The organism is Pseudoduganella sp. UC29_106 (genome assembly GCF_044055365.1).
Lineage (GTDB): Bacteria > Pseudomonadota > Gammaproteobacteria > Burkholderiales > Burkholderiaceae_D > Rugamonas.
On the sequence record NZ_CP171977.1, the window covers coordinates 5,000,668 to 5,019,258 of the forward strand.

Genomic DNA, 18,591 nt, shown 5'->3' on the forward strand with positions numbered 1-18,591 from the left:
CACCACCGCCCCCCTAAGAACCGGACGGGCGAGTCACCTCGCATCCGGCTCAAGCCATTCTTCAGCACCATGGTGTGGCACCGAACAACTTAACGGCACGTTTCGCAGTTCGACGGCGAGCAAAGTACGTGGCCCACACCGGATCGAATGGGTGAGCCAGTCCTCGGATCTTGACATGTCTCATAATCGGGGTCGTCTGTGCGCGGAAGAGTCGAAATTCACTGATGCTGTCATCAGCCGAGTTCTTCGTAGCGAAGTCCCACGACCGGTCTCCATTGACCCGGAAGTACCTGCTCCTTACCCACCGTGCTCCTTTATTGGGGTGCCGACGCCTTGCCCATCTCCAGAGCCTGTTCCAGATGTGTGAGTCTATCGATGAAAAGCTCGCTTTCGCTACGACGTGACGATGATACATGGCCCATCCCCGAATAACTGGATTCAGTTTCTGTATCAACGCCGATTGCGTGACGCTCGCGTTGCTTTTTATGATTTCGCTGACCTTGTCCAGCAGCGACTGCAAGCTCTTCTTTGCCGGCTTGATCAGTAGCTTGCCGTCGTACTTGCGCACGTTCTGGCCGAGGAAATCGAAACCCTCCGTAATGTTCGTGAGCCGGGTCTTCTCTTCCGATAGTTCCAGACCTCGACCGGCCATAAATTGCCTGACCGCCGGAAGCACTTTGAGTTCGAGCACATCTCTTGATACGCCCGTCACAACAAAGTCATCGGCATAGCGGACGACATTGAGTTGGGCTTTGCTGCGTGCGAGTTTCGCTGGTCCCACACTTGCATAAACTGCGGCCTCAAGTCCATCCAATGCCATGTTCGCGATCACCGGCGAGATGATTCCCCCTTGCGGGGTGCCCGCCAGAGTCGCGAACAGAGTTCCCTCATCGATATATCCGGCTTGAAGCCACCTACTCAGGACATCTTTGGCCATCGGTATGTGCTCCAGAAACCAAGAGTGACTGAAGTTGTCGAAGCAACCCCGGATATCACCTTCCAGAATCCACATGGGCGAAGCGCGCTTGGCCAATGTGATGAAGCACTGTTCAATGGCGTCGGCCGTCGAGCGTTCGGGCCGAAATCCATAGGAGTTCGGGTCCGCCAGTGTCTCCGCAATTGGTTCCAGAGCGAGCTTCCATAACGACTGCATCGCACGGCACCGCATACAGGGGATTCCCAGCGGGCGCTTCTTGCCATTACTCTTCGGAATGAAAACGCGCCGCAACGGCATCGCGCGATAGCCGCGATGCCGAAGCGACATCATCCCGTTCCATCTGGCCGCCGACGATGACCATATCTTGCCGTCCACCCCCGGCGTCCTCTTACCGCGATTTTCCGTCACTCGCTTCACGGCCAGCATCTTGCCGCTATGCGAGCGGGACAGCAGACGTTGCAAGGCTTGCACCTTGCCCCATCGGCCTTCCCGCGTTGCCTTAGCGATACGCACCTGGAGTCGTTTCACGGCCGCTTCGATGTGTGACCAGTTCGCCTGATCCCACAACTGCGCGGTGCGCGCGGGTGCACCAGCCACGGACGCTTCCGCGCCAATCGCCGTCATCTGCTTTCCCTCGTATAACGATTAATCAAAGTTCTCTCGCCATAAATGACCGCACGGAAGTCTGCTCGCTTTCGCGCCGAGTGATGTTTCAGCCCGTATCCCGTCCATTACAGCCGGGCGTTCGCTTTCTCCGCATTCCTTTACCCACAGCACCGACAGCGTTCCTTGCGGTTCGCCTGCCGTTCCCCGGCAGCGCTATGGGCTTACCCTGTTCCGCATGAATTTCCGAGCGGGGCGGACCCTTCCTCTTCGCCGGCGGTGTTGTTGTCCATGAGGGTCCAGTATTCAAAGACCATTCCTCACCGCGTACCATTTTGGTTCAAGCCTGACAGCACGTTTGGCTTGTTCAAGATCACGACGTTAAAACGGAAGTTCACATATGTTGGTCGTATCCGCTCATCCCTTGCTCCTCTCCGCCTTCGTGCTGGCAGATTCCGCCTTGCCTCGCGGCTTGGCGTGCCGGATACCCGGTGGCTACGTTGTCCCCGGAGCTTCACACTGAGCTGTTACCGGCTCGGCATGTCCAGGTAGGGAACGGTTGATGGAACAACCGGTTTCATCAAGTGGTATCTACTCCTGTGAAACAGAAACTCAGGCGACTTTCAGGTCGCACAAAGACGTTCTTGGCCAGATCGACGCCGACGCGGATAATCTTCATGATGGACTCCTTTTCCAAACTGGTTGTGTGGAAACTCCAGTTTAGGCGCCGAGGCGCTTACTAGAGAGGAGGAGTCCATCCCATTGTTTATGGCTTGCCGGCCATCGCCAATCTATGTAAAACATCGTTCAACGGAAAATTTTTCTCCGGTTTTTAACATGTGAAAGCAAGCACGGGGCAGCTTATGTGCCACTGCCTTGATGGTAACTACGTTGTTCCGTTTGGCCTTCTTCCGCTGATGGAATTTACGAGCAGGCTCGCAATAGCGGATGGCAAAATTAGCGGCCTCGACGTAGGCCCATGCTAAGTAGCGGTTCCCGTTCTTGGTGTTGCCTTCACCTTTCTTTTTCCCATTGGAGACGTGCGTGCTGTTCACGCATCGGCAGTACGATGCATAGTTGCCTGCGTCGGCAAAACGCTCGATTTTGCCAGTCTCAAGAAGAATGATCGTAGCGAGGATCGGGCCAATGCCTGCTACGCTGGTGAGCAACTTATATTCAGGATTGCTATGGCAGTATGCTGCCAGAACTTATTCAACGATATCGATTTGTTTTTGCAGCGCCCGGAGTACACAAAGATTCGCCCTGATACCAAGCGCTGTGCCTGGATCTACCGCCAGAGCATCGACAACAGAACACGTCAGTCGCTTGATGTCATTGCCTGCGATAGTCTCGCCAGTTTGCTGCATCAAACAAGTCTGTATAGCCACGAGCTGGGATGTGCGTTGCTGGACCAACTGCATACGTTTGCGGGCCAAATCTCGAACAGCACGAATCGGCCGAGGCATGATGTGACCTTCTGGCAGCAAACCCAGGCGAAGGAGATGTGCCAGATGCCGCGCGTCGGATTCATCGCCACGGTGTTTGAGACCGCCGTACTGCTTGATCGCGGTGGTGTTGGCCAAGTGGAGCGAATAGCCAGCGGCCATCACCCCATCAACTAGCCAGTACCAAGTGTAAGTGGACTCCACGACCACACCGAAGAGCTCGTGCTGATATGGACTTAACGCGGCAAGTATGGCAGCAAAGTCGTTAGGGAGCCGTTTGAAATACACGACCTTGTCGGCATCGTCGGAGATGCCGGCGTAGATGGTCCGCGTCGCCGTGCCTGGATCCTGGGGATGCTTCTTCGCCTTGTGCGGCTCCTTGATGTCGGCGTCGTACACGACCAGTTCGACGCCCATTGCGGTGCCACCAACGGCATTGACCTGATCCTGGTTCATCGTGACGGCTGACAGCGACGTGACCTGCGCCCAGGTCTGGCCCGAGTCTGCACTCTTCCACAGGCCGGCCGTGCGCGACCCACAAAACAATGTCGACGGCAGGTTGCGGTCGACCATCAGGCGTTCGCCCATCGCGCGGCCGGCATTGTTGCCTCCGATTGGGAAAGGCAGATCGACGTGCGTCCAATTGGCGCCGCGGTCGTTGGAGATGTACAGGCGGCCGTTGCCTTCGAACGTGTACATGCCGGTGGCCATGTAGACCATCTGGTCGTTGGTCGGATCGCCGGCGATGCTTTCCACGCCGTGGAATCTGCCCTCGGCCGCCCCGAAACCTAAACCGTAGGTGATCGGCGTCCAGGACGACGTCTGTTGGTTCAGCGATAGGCGCCCCCAATGTCGATGCGGGCGTACAGGACGTGCGGCGAAGTCGGATGGAGGATGAGGCCGGTGACATACCCGCCACCGCCATACTTCACGCTGTTCCAGATGGTGGCAGTGGTGGTCGACACCTGGCGGCTCGCGGCGAGCAGGCGCGGGGCCGGGCTGCTATTCGATGCGCCGCTATCACGCCTGTCGCCGCCACAGCCAGACAGAAGCGCGGTCAGCAGGGCCGGGATGACGAAATGGACGTTGTACTTCCTGTTCAAGGTGGTCTCCTCCAAGTAGGGGCGTTATTTTCGATTTGCCGGCTTTACAAACAGCTCATCGCGCCAAACCGTCGGCTGCGCACGACAATAATGTTGCGTGTGGCGGGGCTGACAGCCGCCTTGGGGGACAACGCAAGGCCTCCCGCCGCTATCGGCTTTCTGGTTACGACTTGACAACTGGGGCGACGCACAGAAATGTCAACCGATTGCGTATGTAGCACATGCTGCGGCGAGGGCCGCTGGCATGTTGTCCATGAACCGTTGCCCGGGGCCGTGCCAAGACCGCGCATCAGCGACCGCATGGGCGGACAACCCTGCCTTCGGGTGCGCAATTGGTGCAAACGAATACGCTCTGCCCCACGGCGCTCTAACACTTGCTGCGAAATTTCCATCAGCGTGCAGAAATTGCTAGCCAAGCCTGCAGATTTTTGTAGTTGTCGGAGACGGTGTGGCAAGGGACGCTGAAAGGTCTCTCCGCCATGCTGCCGATCTTGGCCGCAATGGCCTCAATGGCTCTTTGCTGCGATTCAGGCTGACCAACCGATTCCGCGACCATGCGCTCAGCGCGCCCCAGTTCTGTTCACACCGTGGAGCAGTTCCGGGCTGTCCGGCCAAACCAGTTGTGGGTATCCGATTTCACACGTTTCGACTCGCCAAAACGTCATCTATGTAGCTCTTGACGCGTCGGCAATCCTTGTTGCACAAGTGGTTAACTGTTCCTGGTCCTCACCTTTTCTACGCGAGCGGACGGCAAGTGTCATGATCAGTGCCTCATGCGCACCACTGCATTGGGGCCGATGCTGGTTCGGATCCAGTATGCACTTTCTCTCAGTTCCCGGTTTGAAAGGGCGCGCGTAAAATTATTGTATGGACCTGCAACGGTTTTTTCTGCTTTGTAGCACCATCCGAGCGACGACTCACGCCTGAAGATTATCACCGCTCAGCATGTTCTTCGACAGCGCAATCTCTGCTGGCCAGCCGCCCTAAAACCGCCATTTCTGCGCCGTCGGCCTCTGCAAACGCTACAAAGCACGCGCCAAGCCGTGATGTAATGGACATATATCAACAAAACGCATGAGAGGACGCGATGATAGATGGGGATCAGGTAACTCGGCGCGATGTGCTGCGCAGGATTGGAGCAGGCGGCTTGCTGCTTTCAGCGGGCGGCTTGCTGCACGCGCAGGAGCCGCGCCGCGGCGGCGCGATCACTATCGCAACCCACTCCAGCTCCACCGCCGACACGCTGGATCCAGCCAAAGGCGCACTGTCGACAGATTACGTGCGCACCCATATGTTCTACAACTGCCTGACCGCGCTCGATACGCACCTGGCGCCGAAAATGATGCTCGCGGAGGACATCTCGACCGACGACGCCATTACCTGGACCATACGCCTACGCTCAGGTGTGCACTTCCATAATGGCAAGCCACTAAGCGCCGCCGACGTGGTTTTTTCCCTGAAGCGCCACAACGATCCCGCACTCGGTTCGAAAGCCCGTGCGGTCACCCAACAATTCGATTCGGTGCGCGCGACCGCCCCGCTGACTGTGGTAATCGTCCTGAAAGGCGCCAATGCCGACTTGCCAGTGATGCTGGGAACTGCACATTTTGCCATCTTGGCTGAGGGCACCACCAACTTCGGCACCGCCAATGGCACAGGGCCCTTCCGCTGTAAGGAATTCAGCCCCGGCGTGCGGACGGTCGGCGTGCGGAACCCGGATTACTGGCGCCCCAACTTGCCCTATCTCGATGAAGTCAAACTTATCGGCATTCCGGACGAATCATCCCGCGTCAATGCCCTGCTGTCCGGCGATGTGCATTGGGTGAATGAAGTGAACCCGCGCTCCACCCGCCGTATTCGCGGCGAACCTGGCTTCACCGTGCAGGAAAGCCAGTCCGGACTGTACACGGACCTGGTGATTCGCCAGGACATGGGCCTGGGCCGCAATCCCGATTTCACACTCGGCATGAAATGTCTGATCGACCGCGAGCAAATGAAGCGCGCAGCCTTCCGCGGCTATGCGCTGGTTGCCAACGACCAGCCGATTTCGCCATCCAATCGCTATTTCTTTGCCGGCCTGCCTCAGCGGCCCTACGATCCGGAGCGCGCCCGCTACCACCTTCGCCGCGCCGGCGCGCTGGGCATGACGCTGCCGGTCGTGGCATCGGTTGCCGCCACCGGTTCTGTCGACATGGCCATGCTGCTGCAGCAATCGGCGCAGAAGGCCGGCCTGAATCTGGCTTTGAAACGCGTTTCGGCAGATGGCTACTGGTCGAACCACTGGATGAAATCGCCGATGGGCTTCGGCAACGTCAACGCCCGGCCGACTGCCGACATGATGTTCACCCAATTCTTCAAGTCCGACGCACAATGGAATGAATCGGGCTGGAAGAACAAGCAGTTCGACCAGTTGCTGGTGATGGCGCGCGGCGAAAAAGACGACGCCAAGCGCAAGCAATATTACGCCGACATGCAAGTGCTCGTACACGAAAAATGCGGCATTGGCATCCCGCTATTCATAGCCAACCTGGAGGCGTTCAGCAGCAGAATCAAAGGTGCCAGCCCGCATCCGCTGGGAGCGTTCATGGGTTACACCTGTGCCGAGGAGGTCTGGCTGGAAAATTGAGGTCCGTCATACCTGCCGTTCGTTTTCTCGTGTCAATCCTGCTGGTGCTGGGCGCCGTTGTATATCTCGCCCAAGGTGCTGCCGACGACAGCCAGGTCTACTTCGAACAGGCGAACGACGTCCACCTTCTGCCCTTCACCTACTTGGTGCCAAGCATATGCTTACCGGCTACGACCACTTACCGTTTCTGGCCGGCGTTATCTTTTTGCTGTATCGCCTGAAGGGTGTCGGCGCCTATGTGACGCTCGTTCCCGTTGGCCACAGAATCACGCACTGGCAGCGGTGCTGACGGGACATGCGCCGCCATATGGCAGGCCAACCTCTGCACGACTTGGTGCAGCGCCAGGGCGGCTACTTGTGGTCCGCCCTCGATATAAATTGCTGTCGACAAGCGGGAAAACCGTGCTTTCTGTTTCCCGACTCTGACAATATGAAATCTCGCACACAGTCGGCCATGGTGTAATTGCCATGCACTCAAACTACACACAAAAAGGCATGGGCTTGAATCATCCACCATTGGTCCCGCAATACGGAGACAGCATGGCTGAGCCAGGAGTAATCATTATCGGCGCCGGCCCTGCGGGCGTGCGCGCCGCCGAAGAATTGGTGGCAGCGGGCGTGCGCCCGACGCTGATCGACGAAGGACGCCGCGACGGCGGCCAAATCTACCGGCGCCAGCCAGACCACTTCAAACGCAAATACGCAACGCTGTACGGCAGCGAAGCGATGCGCGCCGCCGACTTGCACCGCAGCTTCGAGGCGCTGCGCAGCCACATCAACTACCGCCTCGAAACCATGGCCTGGAATATCTCGGAAGGCCATGTGCATATGGTCAATGGACATCGCAGCCGGAAACTGCCCTACAGCGCGCTGATCGTCTGCTCGGGTGCCACCGACCGCCTGATGCCGGTAACCGGCTGGGAACTTCCCGGCACCTACAGCCTGGGCGCTGCGCAGATAGCGTTGAAGTCGCAGGCCTGCGCCGTCGGCTCGCGCGTAGTCTTCATGGGCAGCGGCCCTCTGCTCTACCTAGTCGCCTACCAATACATGAAGGCCGGCGCCGGCGTAGCGGCGGTGCTCGACAACTCGCGTTTTTGGAACCGCCTGACAGCCCTACCCAAGCTGCTAGCCCGGCCCGCCCTACTGAGGCTTGGTATGGGCTACGTATCGGCACTAAGGAAGGCCGGCGTACCCGTCATAGGCGGCATCGAGCCGGTCGAGATCCGAGGTGACAGCGAAGACGGAGTGCGGGCAGTCCGCTTCCGTACCGGCGGCGAAGTCAACGAAATCGACTGCGACGCCGTGGCCATAGGCTACCACCTGCGCCCCGAGACCCAGCTGGCCGACCTGGCGCGCTGCGCCTTCCGCTTCGATGCTGCCACGCGCCAGTGGTTCCCGGACGTGACGATGGAAGGCCGCAGCTCGGTCCCCGGCGTCTACCTCGCCGGGGATGGCGCCCGTATCCTCGGCGCCGAAGGCGCGGAGAATGCGGGCCGGTTGGCCGCACTGTCGCTGTTGAAGGACATGGGCCGCAACGTGGATGAAAACCGCGTGCAAACCCTGCTCGCCGCCCAGGACAAGATGGAGCGCTTCCGCCAAGGCCTGGTCGAGGCCTTCCCCTGGCCGGCCGAGCAGGCCGGCAAACTCAGCGACGACGCTATCGTCTGCCGCTGCGAATGCATCACAGCGGGCGAGCTGCGTCGCGTAGTGAAAGAGATGGGCGCGCACGAAGCCAACCGCGCCAAAGCGTTCAGCCGGGTCGGCATGGGCCGCTGCCAGGGACGGTATTGCGGCCATGCCGGCGCGGAAATCATCGCTCACGCCTGCGGCGTTCCGCTGGAACAAGTAGGCCGCCTGCGCAGCCAGGCTCCGGTCAAGCCGCTTTCTATTGCCGTACGAGAGGAATTGGAATGAATGAGAATAAAGCAGATGTCATCATTGTCGGCGGCGGCTTTATGGGTGCTGCCACCGCCTTCTTCCTGCGCAAGCGCGGCGTATCGGTCATACTGATCGAGCGAGGCCTGATCGGCCAGCAGGCCAGCGGCGTGAACTTCGGCAACGTACGCCGCCAAGGGCGCCATTTCGAACAGTTGCCACTGGCACAGCGATCGCACGCAATCTGGAACCGGCTGAAGGAGCTGATTGGCGAAGATGTCGAATTCCTGGTCAGCGGCAATATGCGGGCTGGCTATCGCCCGGAACACGTCGAGCGGATGGAAGCTTATGCGCGCGATGTAAAGGCCCACGGTATCGACCTTGAGTTAATCAGCGGCGCCAAATTGCGCCAGAAATTTCCGTATCTCGGCCCCGATATCCTGCTTGCTTCGTACCTGCCCGGCGATGGCCACGCGAACCCGCGCCTGGCCGCGCCAGCATTCGGCCGGGCCGCCGTGCGCGAAGGCGCGCGCGTGTTTGAAAACACCGAGATCGTTGACATCGAGAAGGATGGCGTAGACTTTCGTGTCACCGCCGCGGATGGAAGGGTCTTCAAGGCCCCCGCTGTACAGATCAGCGCCGGCGCATGGGCGAACCGCCTCAGCGCCAAATTCGGCGAGCCGGTACCGATGCAGGCAAAGGGCCCGCAAATGTGCGTCACCGAGCCGGTCCCCTATGCGATCGGCCCGGCGATTGGCGTGCCGTCGGCCATCAAGGAAGAGGTGATTTACTTCCGCCAGGTCAAGCGCGGCAACATCGTCATCGGCGGTTGCGGCCACGAACCGGTGGACCTGGATTTGCGGCGCGCCTACGTGAACCCGCACATCACGCTCATGCAATTCACGCAACTTCCGCGCATCGTACCTGCGCTGAGCCGCCTGAGCATTATCCGCGTCTGGAGTGGAATCGAAGGCTATATGCAGGATGACCGGCCGGTCATGGGTCCAAGCGCGCGGGTGCAGGGCTTGTATTACGCATTTGGCTTCTCCGGGCACGGTTTCCAGCTGGGACCGGGCGTCGGCGACGTAATGGCGGAGCTGATCCACACCGGTGCGACCACGACGCCGATTGCGCATTACAGCATTGGGCGCTTCGCCCAGCCAGAGGCGAAAACGGCCTAAAAATTTCTTCGCTACCTTATCATCGAAAGAACATACCATGTCACATCCGATTCGGGCGGCAGAGCTGCCAGCCAACCCACCCTCCTTTGTCGACCTGCGTGAGTTCGCGCGCGACAAGAAGCAAGGCATACCCGCCGCCGCTTTGGCGGGCGATGACCGCTTCCTTGCTAGCCGCCGCATCCTAGACTGGGCGGATAGCCCCGTGACGGCAGGCGTCATCACCCTGGATGCCGGCAGCGGCGCGGTGCCCTCCCTGCCGGCGGATGAATTCATTATTGTGAACGAGGGAAGCCTGACCCTGGAGCAACCGGATTTCTCGCTAACCCTGGAAGCGGGTCAAAGCGCAGTGATCCAGCAGGGTGCCGCGTTCTCCTGGTCAGCACCACTGCCAGTGTCCATCCTCTTCACGCGCTACAACCGAAGCCAGCCAGGTGACCGCGCCATCGTGCCGATTAAGCAAGATCCGCAGCTCGACGAGACCGGCACACCGCCTGCAGAATTGCTGCTCACGCCGGCGCCGACATGCCGCAATTACACCGACTATCGCTCGGCCGACGGCGAATTCATCTGCGGGACCTGGGACTCGACGCCTTATCAGCGCCGCGCCATGTTCTACCGCCACTTTGAATTGATGTACCTTTTAGAAGGCAGCGTCACTTTTGTCGATGAGGCGAACCGCAGCGGCACTTTCTCGAAAGGCGACATTTTCCTCGTTGAGCAGACCGCGCAATGTAGCTGGGATAGCCAGGAACATGTGGCGAAGGTCTATGTGATCTACCGGCCGGCGTAAAGGTACAAAAAATGAAGACGCTATTGCTCAAAAAGGAAGAGGTCAGCCGGCTGATCAACATGCAGGAAGTCATCGACAGCGTGGAGGAGGCATATAAAGCCTTTAACAGCGGCCAAGTGGAACAGCCTGACTATCTCGGTATCCATCTTCCCTCGCCTCGCGGGGAGATCGACTTCAAACTTTGCTATTTCAGCGAAAATGAAATGATCTCCATGAAGTCATCTTCCGGAGGCTTTAATGACAATCCAACTGCCTATGGGGTGCCCAGTGGCATGGGCACGATTCTTCTGTTTGATGCCCGGACTGGTGGCTTGGCGTGCGTGATGGATGGAAGCCTGATTACGGGTCTACGGACCGGCGCGGCCGGCGCCGTTTCAGTCAAGCTCCTGGCCAGGAAAGACGCTCGGAAAATTACGTCGATCGGTACTGGAAACCAGGCCAGGATGCAAATCCGCGCCATCAATGAAGTAATGAAAATCCAGGAGATCCACGCCTGGGACAGCAGCCCTGAATCGCTTGCAAAGTACAAAAGCGATATCGAGCGCGAATTTGGCACTCCCGTCAAGGCGGCAAAATCCAAGCAAGAGGCGGTTGAGCAGGCCGATATCCTGGTCACGACCACCCGCGGCAAAGGGTCCTTGGTGGAAGCCGCGTGGGTAAGGCCCGGCACGCACATCGTTGCAATCGGCACCGATCAAAAGGGCAAACAAGAGCTCGATCCGGAAATCTTCAGGAACGCCAAGATCGTGAACGACTCCCTTTCGCAATGCACCGAAAAAGGTGAAACGTGGCATCCACTGAACAAGAATATCATCACCAGGAACGATATCCACGCGGAGATTGGTGAGATCCTGCTCGGCAAAAAGCTGGGCCGGGAAGACGAGGAGGAGATCACCATCTTCGATTCCACCGGCATGGCCATCCAGGACAATGCTACTGCATCCAAAATTTATCAGAATGCGGTAGAACAAGGCCTCGGTACATATTTCGCTTTCTTTGAAAAATGACAAATACCATGCGCAACTACCCTACTATCGAAGATATCCGAGAAGCCCAGGCGCGCCTAAAGCCGCACATTCGGCACACGCCTATACTGCGCGCTGAAAAGATTGAGCCGGCCGCCGGCTGTCAGGTCTACCTGAAACCGGAAACCCTGCAAATTACCGGAGCCTTTAAAATCCGGGGTGCCCTGAACAAGGCCCTTTCGCTGTCAAGAGAAGAAATAGCCAATGGCATCATCGCTACTTCTTCCGGCAATCATGCCCAGGGCCTTGCTTACGCCGCCAGAATGCTCGACGTCAAAGCCATTCTAGTCCTCCCAGTTACCACGCCCAAAATCAAGATCGCCAATACCAAAGCCCTTGGGGCGGAAGTAGTTCTTTTTGATGGTGACACTGCCGCGCGATGGAAGAAGGTGTATGAAATTGCAAAAGAGAACCATTATGCGGTGATCCATGCCTTCGAGGACCCGCTAGTCATGGCCGGCCAGGGAACCATAGGCTGTGAAATCCTGGAAGACCTAAAGGACGTGGACACCGTTATTATTCCCATGGGCGGCGGAGGCCTTATCTCGGGCATCGCCACGGCCATTAAGGAAACGAAGCCGTCGGTGCGCGTCATTGGGGCCGAACCCGCCTTGACGCCAAAGTATTACCACAGCCGGATCAATAAGGAACGCACTTCATTACCTTTGGAAAATACTATTGCCGATGGTCTCAGGATCAGCGTTCCTGGGCAGAATCCATATCCCATCATTGAAAAATACGTCGACGAGATCGTTCTCGTTGACGACGCACATATCATCGCTGGCATGCGTGCCTTGGCCAAAGATGCGAAATTGATCGCTGAACCGGCAGCTTCGATTGGTATTGGCGCCTTGCTGGCCGGGACCATCAAGGTGAAGCCAGATGAGAAAGTTTGTGTCGTCCTGACAGGCGGAAACTGGGACCTCTGCGACCTTGCGGATGTCTACAAGCTCATCGAGTGAGCATGTACGAGCTGTCAGTCGTCACGTCCGCGTCGGCCGGCCGCGCTTCGCCTGGCCGGTGCCGGCGCTTAACGCTCCGCCATTTCTGCTTATTATACGTAGCGATCCTTCGCTAGCCGTCGGTGAGATACCGGCCGCTACGAGGCGGCCATCCGACTAGAAATTCCCTCCACCTATGCCATTATACGGGTTGTAAAAAGAGGCGGGCATTACTGCCCGCCGAAGACGCATATGACCATGGATTACTGAATATCGAACGCTGCACTGACCTTGGTCTTTTTATTTTTGGATCAGCTTGATCAACGGGCTCAAGATGCTGGTCGGTTCGCGTTTTGTTCGCGCACTGCGCTCTTCAAGCACCCATGACTGTTCCAGCAGCTCAGTGACGAGTGTTTGAGTCCACACGTCGATTGGACGAAACGTTACTTTGATCCGATCGGTGGTGTTGGGTCCATCTCAGTAAATCAAACCCTAAGCTGAGCTTAAAACCATAGTTGGCAGGATGAGCGTAAAAGTAGTACCTACCCCAACGTCGCTTGCGACTCGGATATGTCCGCCCAGTATGCCTGTCACGATGTTATGGCAGACATGGAGGCCTAGCCCGGAACCACCTACTCCAAGCTTGGTAGTAAAGAATGGATTAAAGATGCGAGGGAGGTTTTCGGGCACGATACCGGTGCCATTGTCGCTGATGGTCAACTCAACCAACCCATCATCATTTTCTTGTGCCGAAACGGTAACAATTCCTGCGTCCCTTCCTTCAAAGCCATGCAGCACAGCGTTGTTTATCAATTGGGTGATGACCTGTCCGAGTGGCTCGGGGTAGCTATCCAACATGATTCCATCCTGGATATTCTGAGCCACCGTGAAGCCTGCTTTGTCAAATGTAGGTAAGAGACTTTGGATAACTTCGGAAATTGCTTTTTTCAGCGAAAATACACGACGCTGTGAACTTCTCTGGTCCACGGCAACTTGCTTGAAACTCGTTACCAGATCTGCAGCGCGCCGCAAGTTGCGCAATAGAATTTCGTTAGCAACGTTGAACTCCATCATGTCGTGTTCCAGGAGAGTACGCTTGAGACTGCGCCCCTCTGCAACAGTTTTCGATAAGAGTTGCATATGGTCGGCAAGAGTACTAGCAACCATGAGGCAATTTCCTATTGGAGTATTAATTTCATGAGCGATTCCGGCTACCATGGCCCCCAACGCCGCCAATTTCTCACGGTGGGTCAGTTCTTTTTGAGTAAGATGAAGCGCACCAATAATTGCAGCATGTTCTGTGGCGCGGATGTCCAACTCACCAAATGGCGTAGTTCCTTCGTCGACAAACACGATCGCGACCAATTCGTCTCGAATTCGAATGGGGCACCCAAGACGACGCGGCATCGTGGCTCCAGGCTGAGCATCTATCAAAATGGGATGCATGCTATGTTGCATCCGGCGAAGGACGACTTTTCTATTGAGCGCCTGCATAAAGGCGTGCTCGTCGCCTTGCCGGCTTCCTTCTCCAGCCGAGGAGCCCAGCACAAATCCGTCGGGATCAATAAAGTTAACCATGCGCCCGAGCAAATTGCCCAATGCTTTTGCCAGATCATCCAGCGAATTCGCCGTTACAGCGGCGTTGGTCAGCGAGCGGTGAATTTCTTCAGACCTTTCAATGATTTCGCTCTGGTGCCGGATGATATTCGCATGAATCTCTTCCGTAATTGTGCTGAATGGTATGTCCCAAGGAAGCTCAAGCAATGGCAGGCCAACTTCATTGGCTGCGCTGGTAGAGCTCTCGGGGAAATGGTCGAGAAAATGTGGAACAGCCAGCACAACACCGGCTAGTTCGCGATCCTTGAGGGAGCAAATGAGGCGTTTGGCATCAGCATCTTCGCGAGGCCAGTTAAAGCCGGTGGACAGCAGCAAGTAGCCCGGTTTGACCCATGCCGCAATTTCGGGATGGTCAACCATGTGAACCCAGCGGACTTCATTGTGCAGGCCCGCATGGCCCGCCACGACGGTGGCGTCGCGAAGCACAGTCGTTTGTAGAGCTGTTGAAATATCCATGTTATACCAACGTACCTCATTCTCGCCCATCGTCACCAAGTCCCCCATATGGGCTTGCCCCCACGCTATGTGCAGATCAGTGCCAAGGTAACCCGATGGTAACCTGGAATGTTCAAGAATTGTTCCACTGTTTCCGTGGAACTATCATTGGATCGAAACGTGGAGGATCGAGCAAGCGTCCTATCTAAATCCTGCGATCGCTTGTATATACTAATAGTAGGCTTAATACACAGCTGGAGCCAGCTACGTTATGCATGAAATTAGTAAGAATGTCGTAGTAAATGTACGCGGAACCGGTAATACCCGGGGTCCTTGTTACACAAAACATGACCACCGCAAGAGCGGTACATGATGGCCTAGAGGCAGGCGCTTCAGCGAATCCAGATCTGCCGCGCCGCCCCGTTACTATAAACAGACCTCGATACTCGGGGTGTTGGCCAGCCAAGTCGGGCATGATTCCTGCCCCCAGTCGCCCATGATCCGGGGGGTGTTGTCACCGGGCTTGGTGGATGGCTGGTGATCGCTGATAGGGACTTGGCCCGGGTAACGCCCGAAGCCATCCGTAACGTGGATGCCGAGACCTGCTGCCATAAGTCGTTGGCCATCGAACTTGCTGTGGCGGGAGGTCGCATGGACGCGATTAAACAGTACGAGACGGTGGACGTTTTTATCGGAGTCGATGTTGGCAAGGGCGAGCATCATGCTGTTGCGCTTGATCGCTCAGGCAAACGGTTATTCGACAATGCCTTGCCCAATGATGAAGGCAGGCTGCGCGCTTATTTCCGCACTGAAGGAGTACGGACAACTATTACTGGTCGTTGACCAACCAGCGACGATTGGTGCGCTGCCGATCACGGTTGCCCGAGCTGAAGGGATTCTGGTCGCCTATCTTCCCGGCCTTGCGATGCGCAGGATCGCGGACTTGCACGCCGGCGAAGCCAAGACGGACGCCAGAGACGCCGCGATTATTGCCGAAGCCGCCCGCTCCATGCCGCATGCATTGCGCTCGCTTCGTCTGGACGATGAACAATTGGCTGAACTGACCATGCTGTGCGGGTTTGACGATGACCTGGCGGATCAAATCACCCAGACAAGCAATCGAATTCGTGGGCTTCTGACGCAGATTCACCCTACGCTGGAACTGGTGCTCGGCCCCGATTGGATCATCCTGCTGTACTTGACCTGCTGCAGCGATATCCGTCACCAACCAAGCTGGCCTCGCTCAGCGAGGCCAGCTTGGCAAACAGACTCAGCAAACTTGCGCCACGCTTCGGAAAAACCCTCGCGCGCAAAATAGGCCAGGTTTCTGAGCAAACTGTCGTGATGCCTGGAACCAATGCCTCGGCCATCGTTTTGCCGCGTTTGGCTCACCAACTGGCCGAACTGCGCAAGCAGCGCGAAGAAGTCGCGCTTGAGGTTGAAGACTTGGTGCATGCGCACCCTCTTTATTCGGTCCTGACCAGCATGCCAGGAGTCGGCGTCAGGACTGCGGCCAGACTCCTCACTGAAGTTGCCGCTAAGGCTTTCGCTTCGGCAGCCCACTTGGCAGCCTATGCCGGGCTAGCGCCTGTCACAAGCCGTTCCGGGTCGTCAATTCGCGGTGAACATCCAACCAGGCGTGGGAACAAGGGACTCAAGCGCGCGCTTTTTCTCTCCGCCTTTGCTGCGCTTCGTGACCCAGTCTCACGCGCCTACTACGCCCGAAAAATGAGCCAAAGAAAGCGGCACAACCAAGCGCTCATTGCGCTTGCCCGTCGGCGCTGCAACGTGCACTACGCGATGATGCGCGACGGAACGCTCTATCAAGCAACACCGATCACAAATCCTTGACTAAACAGATAGGCCCCCCCCACCACGCTGAATCTACAACTGCGCACCAGGCGCATGGAAGCTGCAGACGTATGTTCATTTGAGTTTGTGTACCCGCACGGTCGCAAGCTGCCGGCCTGGACGCCAGGAGCGCTTATCAACGTCCACGTCGGCCCCGGCCTGGTGCGCCAGTATTCGCTATGCGGCGATCCTCGCGACCGCCGCCGCTACCTGATTGCCGTGCAGCGGTGCTCGCCGTCGCGCGGAGGTTCGCAGGCCATGCAAGAGGCGTTGCAGGACGGCGACCGCATGCAGCTTGGCCTGCCGCGCAATCTGTTCCCGCTGGCGCAGGGTGTGCAACACACGCTACTGCTGGCGGGCGGGATCGGTATTACACCTTTGCTGGCCATGGCCGAAGCCTTGTCCGCCGCTGGCGCCAGCTTCGAACTGCACTATTGCGCCCGGACCTCCGGCCAGGCTGCGTTCCTCGACCGACTCGCCGCCCCGCGCTTCCAGGGCCGTGTACAGCTTCACTTCAGCAGTGGCGTGCAGAGGGTGGATTTGGACGGGCTGCTGTCCGCCCCCTCGACGGGGACGCACCTTTACATCTGCGGCTCCGGCGCGTTCACCGACGCAGCCATCGCTGCAGCCGCGCGACAGGGGGGGGCCGCCGACGTAGTCAGCACCGAGCGTTTCGCGCCGGCGCCGGGCTGCGCTGCGGGCAGGGCGATCGCTGCGGAGCCGGCGCGGGGCCGGGCCTTCGACGTCGTCATTGCCAGCACTGGTCGCTTCGTGCACGTTCCGGCTGAGCGCAGCGCAGTGGACGCATTGCTAGGAGCGGGGATCGTCATTCCTACGTCCCGTGGACATGGCATTTGCGGCACGTGCATTACGGGCGTACTGGAAGGCGAACCCGATCACCGCGACCACTGCCTTTCGCCGGAGGCACGCGAAGCGAACGACTGCTTCACACCCTGCTGTTCCCGCGCACGCGGACAAACTCTCATACTGGACCTGTAAACGGAAAACGGCGGCGCTGGCTACAAAAGCCATACGCCGCCGCAAAAGAAAGACGTTACAGGCCGACCAGCGCAGCCAGTCCGCCGATATCCTTGATCTCGCTGTAACCGTAGAACGGCGTACCCGGTTCGTGGCCGCGGTTCACGAAGGCCTTGTTCTTGATGCCCATGTCGTGCGCCGACATCAGGTCATAGCGCATGCTCGACGACACGTGCAGGAAGTCCTCCGGCTTCGCGTCCAGCTGGTCAATCATGTACTCGAAGGCTTGCAGGCGGGGCTTGTAGCACTTGGCCTGCTGGGCCGTGTACACGCGGTGGAACGGCACTTCCAGTTTCTGCACGTTGTGCACCAGCTGATGGTCCATTGCGTTGGACAGGATCACCAAAGGAATTTTGTCGGCAATCTTGGCCAGGCCGGCGACGGTGTCCGGATGCGGGCCCCAGGTCGGCACAGCCTCGTAAATCGCGCTGACGTCCGCCTCGCGGAACGGCACTTTCCACTTGTTCGCCGTGCGCAGCAGTGAGTTGTAGACCACTTCGTAGTAAGGCTTCCAAGCACCCAGCACTTCGTCGAAGCGATACGCCGAGAAATCCTTGCAGAACTGGTCCATGTCTTCTGCGCGAATGCGGTCGGCGAAGAGCTGACGCGCCACCGGCGCCATCTGGAAGTAAATCAAGGTGCCATAACAGTCGAAGCTGATGTATTTCGGCCTGAAGACGATGCTCATGAAAGCCCTTTCGGTGGTTAATCAAAGTATAAACATCATACCCAGCGAGCGTCAGGTGATGGTGCCGCATTAGCCCGTGCAACGTACAGAATGCGGTGTTTGCGCGCAAGTGCGCAGCATTTTTTGCTGCCTCCGCGGCCCTATACGGTCCTGCAATCCAGAGGGCGTAAGCCCAATGCCTGCCACGTTGTGGCATCCAATGAATTCACGCCTTGGTTGCTAATAACTTTACCCCGGAGCAATCCAGATAGGCCGACACCGGACAAAGTCGTGCAAGCGCCGGCGCCTGGAACGTGACGCCTTTATGCTGGCGGTCCCCCTTGGTGCGCGGGAAACAGCAACTCTTACCTTCGCCAGCGGCGATCTGCACGTATTTTGCTTGCAGGCAGCATCGGCGTGGCGGTAAAAGAGAATTCCTTGACCTTCTAGTAGCTAG

At 57.9% G+C, this 18,591-nt stretch carries 14 protein-coding genes and 2 pseudogenes; 9 read left to right on the plus strand and 7 right to left on the minus strand.

Annotation, left to right across the window (positions count from 1 at the left end):
• Positions 1 to 61: 61 nt before the first annotated feature.
• The 4 genes from ltrA to ACHMW6_RS25095 form a co-directional block, all read right to left on the minus strand.
• Entirely contained in the window at positions 62 to 1,561 is a 1,500-nt protein-coding gene (gene ltrA / locus ACHMW6_RS25080) for a group II intron reverse transcriptase/maturase (protein ID WP_395400877.1), read from the minus strand.
• A gap of 770 nt (positions 1,562 to 2,331) precedes the next feature.
• A complete protein-coding gene (locus ACHMW6_RS25085; RefSeq protein ID WP_395400879.1) occupies positions 2,332 to 2,709 on the minus strand; it encodes a transposase in 378 nt (125 codons plus the stop codon).
• Positions 2,710 to 2,748: 39 nt separating this feature from the next.
• A complete protein-coding gene (locus ACHMW6_RS25090) occupies positions 2,749 to 3,741 on the minus strand; it encodes a transposase (protein ID WP_395400881.1) in 993 nt (330 codons plus the stop codon).
• 74 nt (positions 3,742 to 3,815) lie between these two features.
• The gene (locus ACHMW6_RS25095) at positions 3,816 to 4,088 is read right to left on the minus strand and encodes a hypothetical protein (protein WP_395400883.1); all 273 of its coding nucleotides are present in this window, start codon (positions 4,086 to 4,088) and stop codon (positions 3,816 to 3,818) included.
• 1,147 nt (positions 4,089 to 5,235) lie between these two features.
• On the opposite strand from ACHMW6_RS25095, the gene ACHMW6_RS25100 reads away from it, so the two are divergent.
• The 7 genes and pseudogenes from ACHMW6_RS25100 to ACHMW6_RS25130 all read left to right on the plus strand — a co-directional run bounded on the left by ACHMW6_RS25100 (position 5,236) and on the right by ACHMW6_RS25130 (position 12,547).
• Entirely contained in the window at positions 5,236 to 6,714 is a 1,479-nt protein-coding gene (locus ACHMW6_RS25100; protein ID WP_395400885.1) for an ABC transporter substrate-binding protein, read from the plus strand.
• 119 nt (positions 6,715 to 6,833) lie between these two features.
• Positions 6,834 to 6,985, plus strand: a pseudogene (locus ACHMW6_RS25105) (HupE/UreJ family protein); the annotation flags it as partial.
• Positions 6,986 to 7,254: 269 nt separating this feature from the next.
• Positions 7,255 to 8,628, plus strand: a complete 1,374-nt coding sequence (locus ACHMW6_RS25110; RefSeq protein ID WP_395400887.1) for an FAD-dependent oxidoreductase — start codon at positions 7,255 to 7,257, stop codon at positions 8,626 to 8,628.
• A complete protein-coding gene (locus ACHMW6_RS25115) occupies positions 8,625 to 9,770 on the plus strand; it encodes an NAD(P)/FAD-dependent oxidoreductase (RefSeq protein ID WP_395400889.1) in 1,146 nt (381 codons plus the stop codon). Before ACHMW6_RS25110 ends, ACHMW6_RS25115 begins: the two co-directional genes overlap by 4 nt.
• A gap of 37 nt (positions 9,771 to 9,807) precedes the next feature.
• Positions 9,808 to 10,560, plus strand: coding sequence for a cupin domain-containing protein (locus tag ACHMW6_RS25120; protein ID WP_395400891.1), 753 nt, complete (start codon positions 9,808 to 9,810; stop codon positions 10,558 to 10,560).
• An 11-nt stretch (positions 10,561 to 10,571) separates the two neighbouring features.
• A complete protein-coding gene (locus ACHMW6_RS25125) occupies positions 10,572 to 11,567 on the plus strand; it encodes an ornithine cyclodeaminase family protein (RefSeq protein WP_395400893.1) in 996 nt (331 codons plus the stop codon).
• An 8-nt stretch (positions 11,568 to 11,575) separates the two neighbouring features.
• On the plus strand, positions 11,576 to 12,547 hold the full coding sequence (locus tag ACHMW6_RS25130; protein ID WP_395400895.1) for a threonine/serine dehydratase: 972 nt from the start codon (positions 11,576 to 11,578) through the stop codon (positions 12,545 to 12,547).
• Between the two features lie 471 nt (positions 12,548 to 13,018).
• On the opposite strand, the gene ACHMW6_RS25135 is transcribed toward ACHMW6_RS25130, so the two are convergent.
• Positions 13,019 to 14,647 carry a PucR family transcriptional regulator ligand-binding domain-containing protein gene (locus tag ACHMW6_RS25135; RefSeq protein WP_395400897.1) on the minus strand — a complete coding sequence of 543 codons (1,629 nt, stop codon included), beginning with the start codon at positions 14,645 to 14,647 and terminating at the stop codon, positions 13,019 to 13,021.
• A 357-nt stretch (positions 14,648 to 15,004) separates the two neighbouring features.
• Positions 15,005 to 15,301 carry a hypothetical protein gene (locus ACHMW6_RS25140; protein WP_395408798.1) on the minus strand — a complete coding sequence of 99 codons (297 nt, stop codon included), beginning with the start codon at positions 15,299 to 15,301 and terminating at the stop codon, positions 15,005 to 15,007.
• Here ACHMW6_RS25140 and ACHMW6_RS25145 point away from each other — a divergent pair.
• Both ACHMW6_RS25145 and ACHMW6_RS25150 read left to right on the plus strand, forming a co-directional pair.
• Positions 15,230 to 16,429, plus strand: a pseudogene (locus ACHMW6_RS25145) (IS110 family transposase). The gene ACHMW6_RS25140 and the pseudogene ACHMW6_RS25145 overlap by 72 nt on opposite strands.
• An 87-nt stretch (positions 16,430 to 16,516) precedes the next feature.
• Positions 16,517 to 17,428: a PDR/VanB family oxidoreductase gene (locus ACHMW6_RS25150; protein WP_395400899.1), complete on the plus strand. Its 912-nt coding sequence runs from the start codon at positions 16,517 to 16,519 to the stop codon at positions 17,426 to 17,428.
• 55 nt (positions 17,429 to 17,483) lie between these two features.
• On the opposite strand, the gene ACHMW6_RS25155 is transcribed toward ACHMW6_RS25150, so the two are convergent.
• Entirely contained in the window at positions 17,484 to 18,155 is a 672-nt protein-coding gene (locus ACHMW6_RS25155; RefSeq protein WP_395400901.1) for a haloacid dehalogenase type II, read from the minus strand.
• Between the last annotated feature and the right edge of the window lie 436 nt (positions 18,156 to 18,591).

Excerpts from the sequence above, each read along its gene's own strand:
- ACHMW6_RS25155 (WP_395400901.1), bottom strand. The coding sequence starts at position 18,155 with ATGAGCATCGTCTTCAGGCCGAAATACATCAGCTTCGACTGTTATGGC.
- ACHMW6_RS25110 (WP_395400887.1), top strand. The coding sequence starts at position 7,255 with ATGGCTGAGCCAGGAGTAATCATTATCGGCGCCGGCCCTGCGGGCGTG.
- ACHMW6_RS25120 (WP_395400891.1), top strand. The coding sequence starts at position 9,808 with ATGTCACATCCGATTCGGGCGGCAGAGCTGCCAGCCAACCCACCCTCC.
- ltrA (WP_395400877.1), bottom strand. The coding sequence starts at position 1,561 with ATGACGGCGATTGGCGCGGAAGCGTCCGTGGCTGGTGCACCCGCGCGC.
- ACHMW6_RS25115 (WP_395400889.1), top strand. The coding sequence starts at position 8,625 with ATGAATGAGAATAAAGCAGATGTCATCATTGTCGGCGGCGGCTTTATG.
- ACHMW6_RS25135 (WP_395400897.1), bottom strand. The coding sequence starts at position 14,647 with ATGGGGGACTTGGTGACGATGGGCGAGAATGAGGTACGTTGGTATAAC.
- ACHMW6_RS25125 (WP_395400893.1), top strand. The coding sequence starts at position 10,572 with ATGAAGACGCTATTGCTCAAAAAGGAAGAGGTCAGCCGGCTGATCAAC.
- ACHMW6_RS25130 (WP_395400895.1), top strand. The coding sequence starts at position 11,576 with ATGCGCAACTACCCTACTATCGAAGATATCCGAGAAGCCCAGGCGCGC.
- ACHMW6_RS25140 (WP_395408798.1), bottom strand. The coding sequence starts at position 15,301 with ATGATGCTCGCCCTTGCCAACATCGACTCCGATAAAAACGTCCACCGT.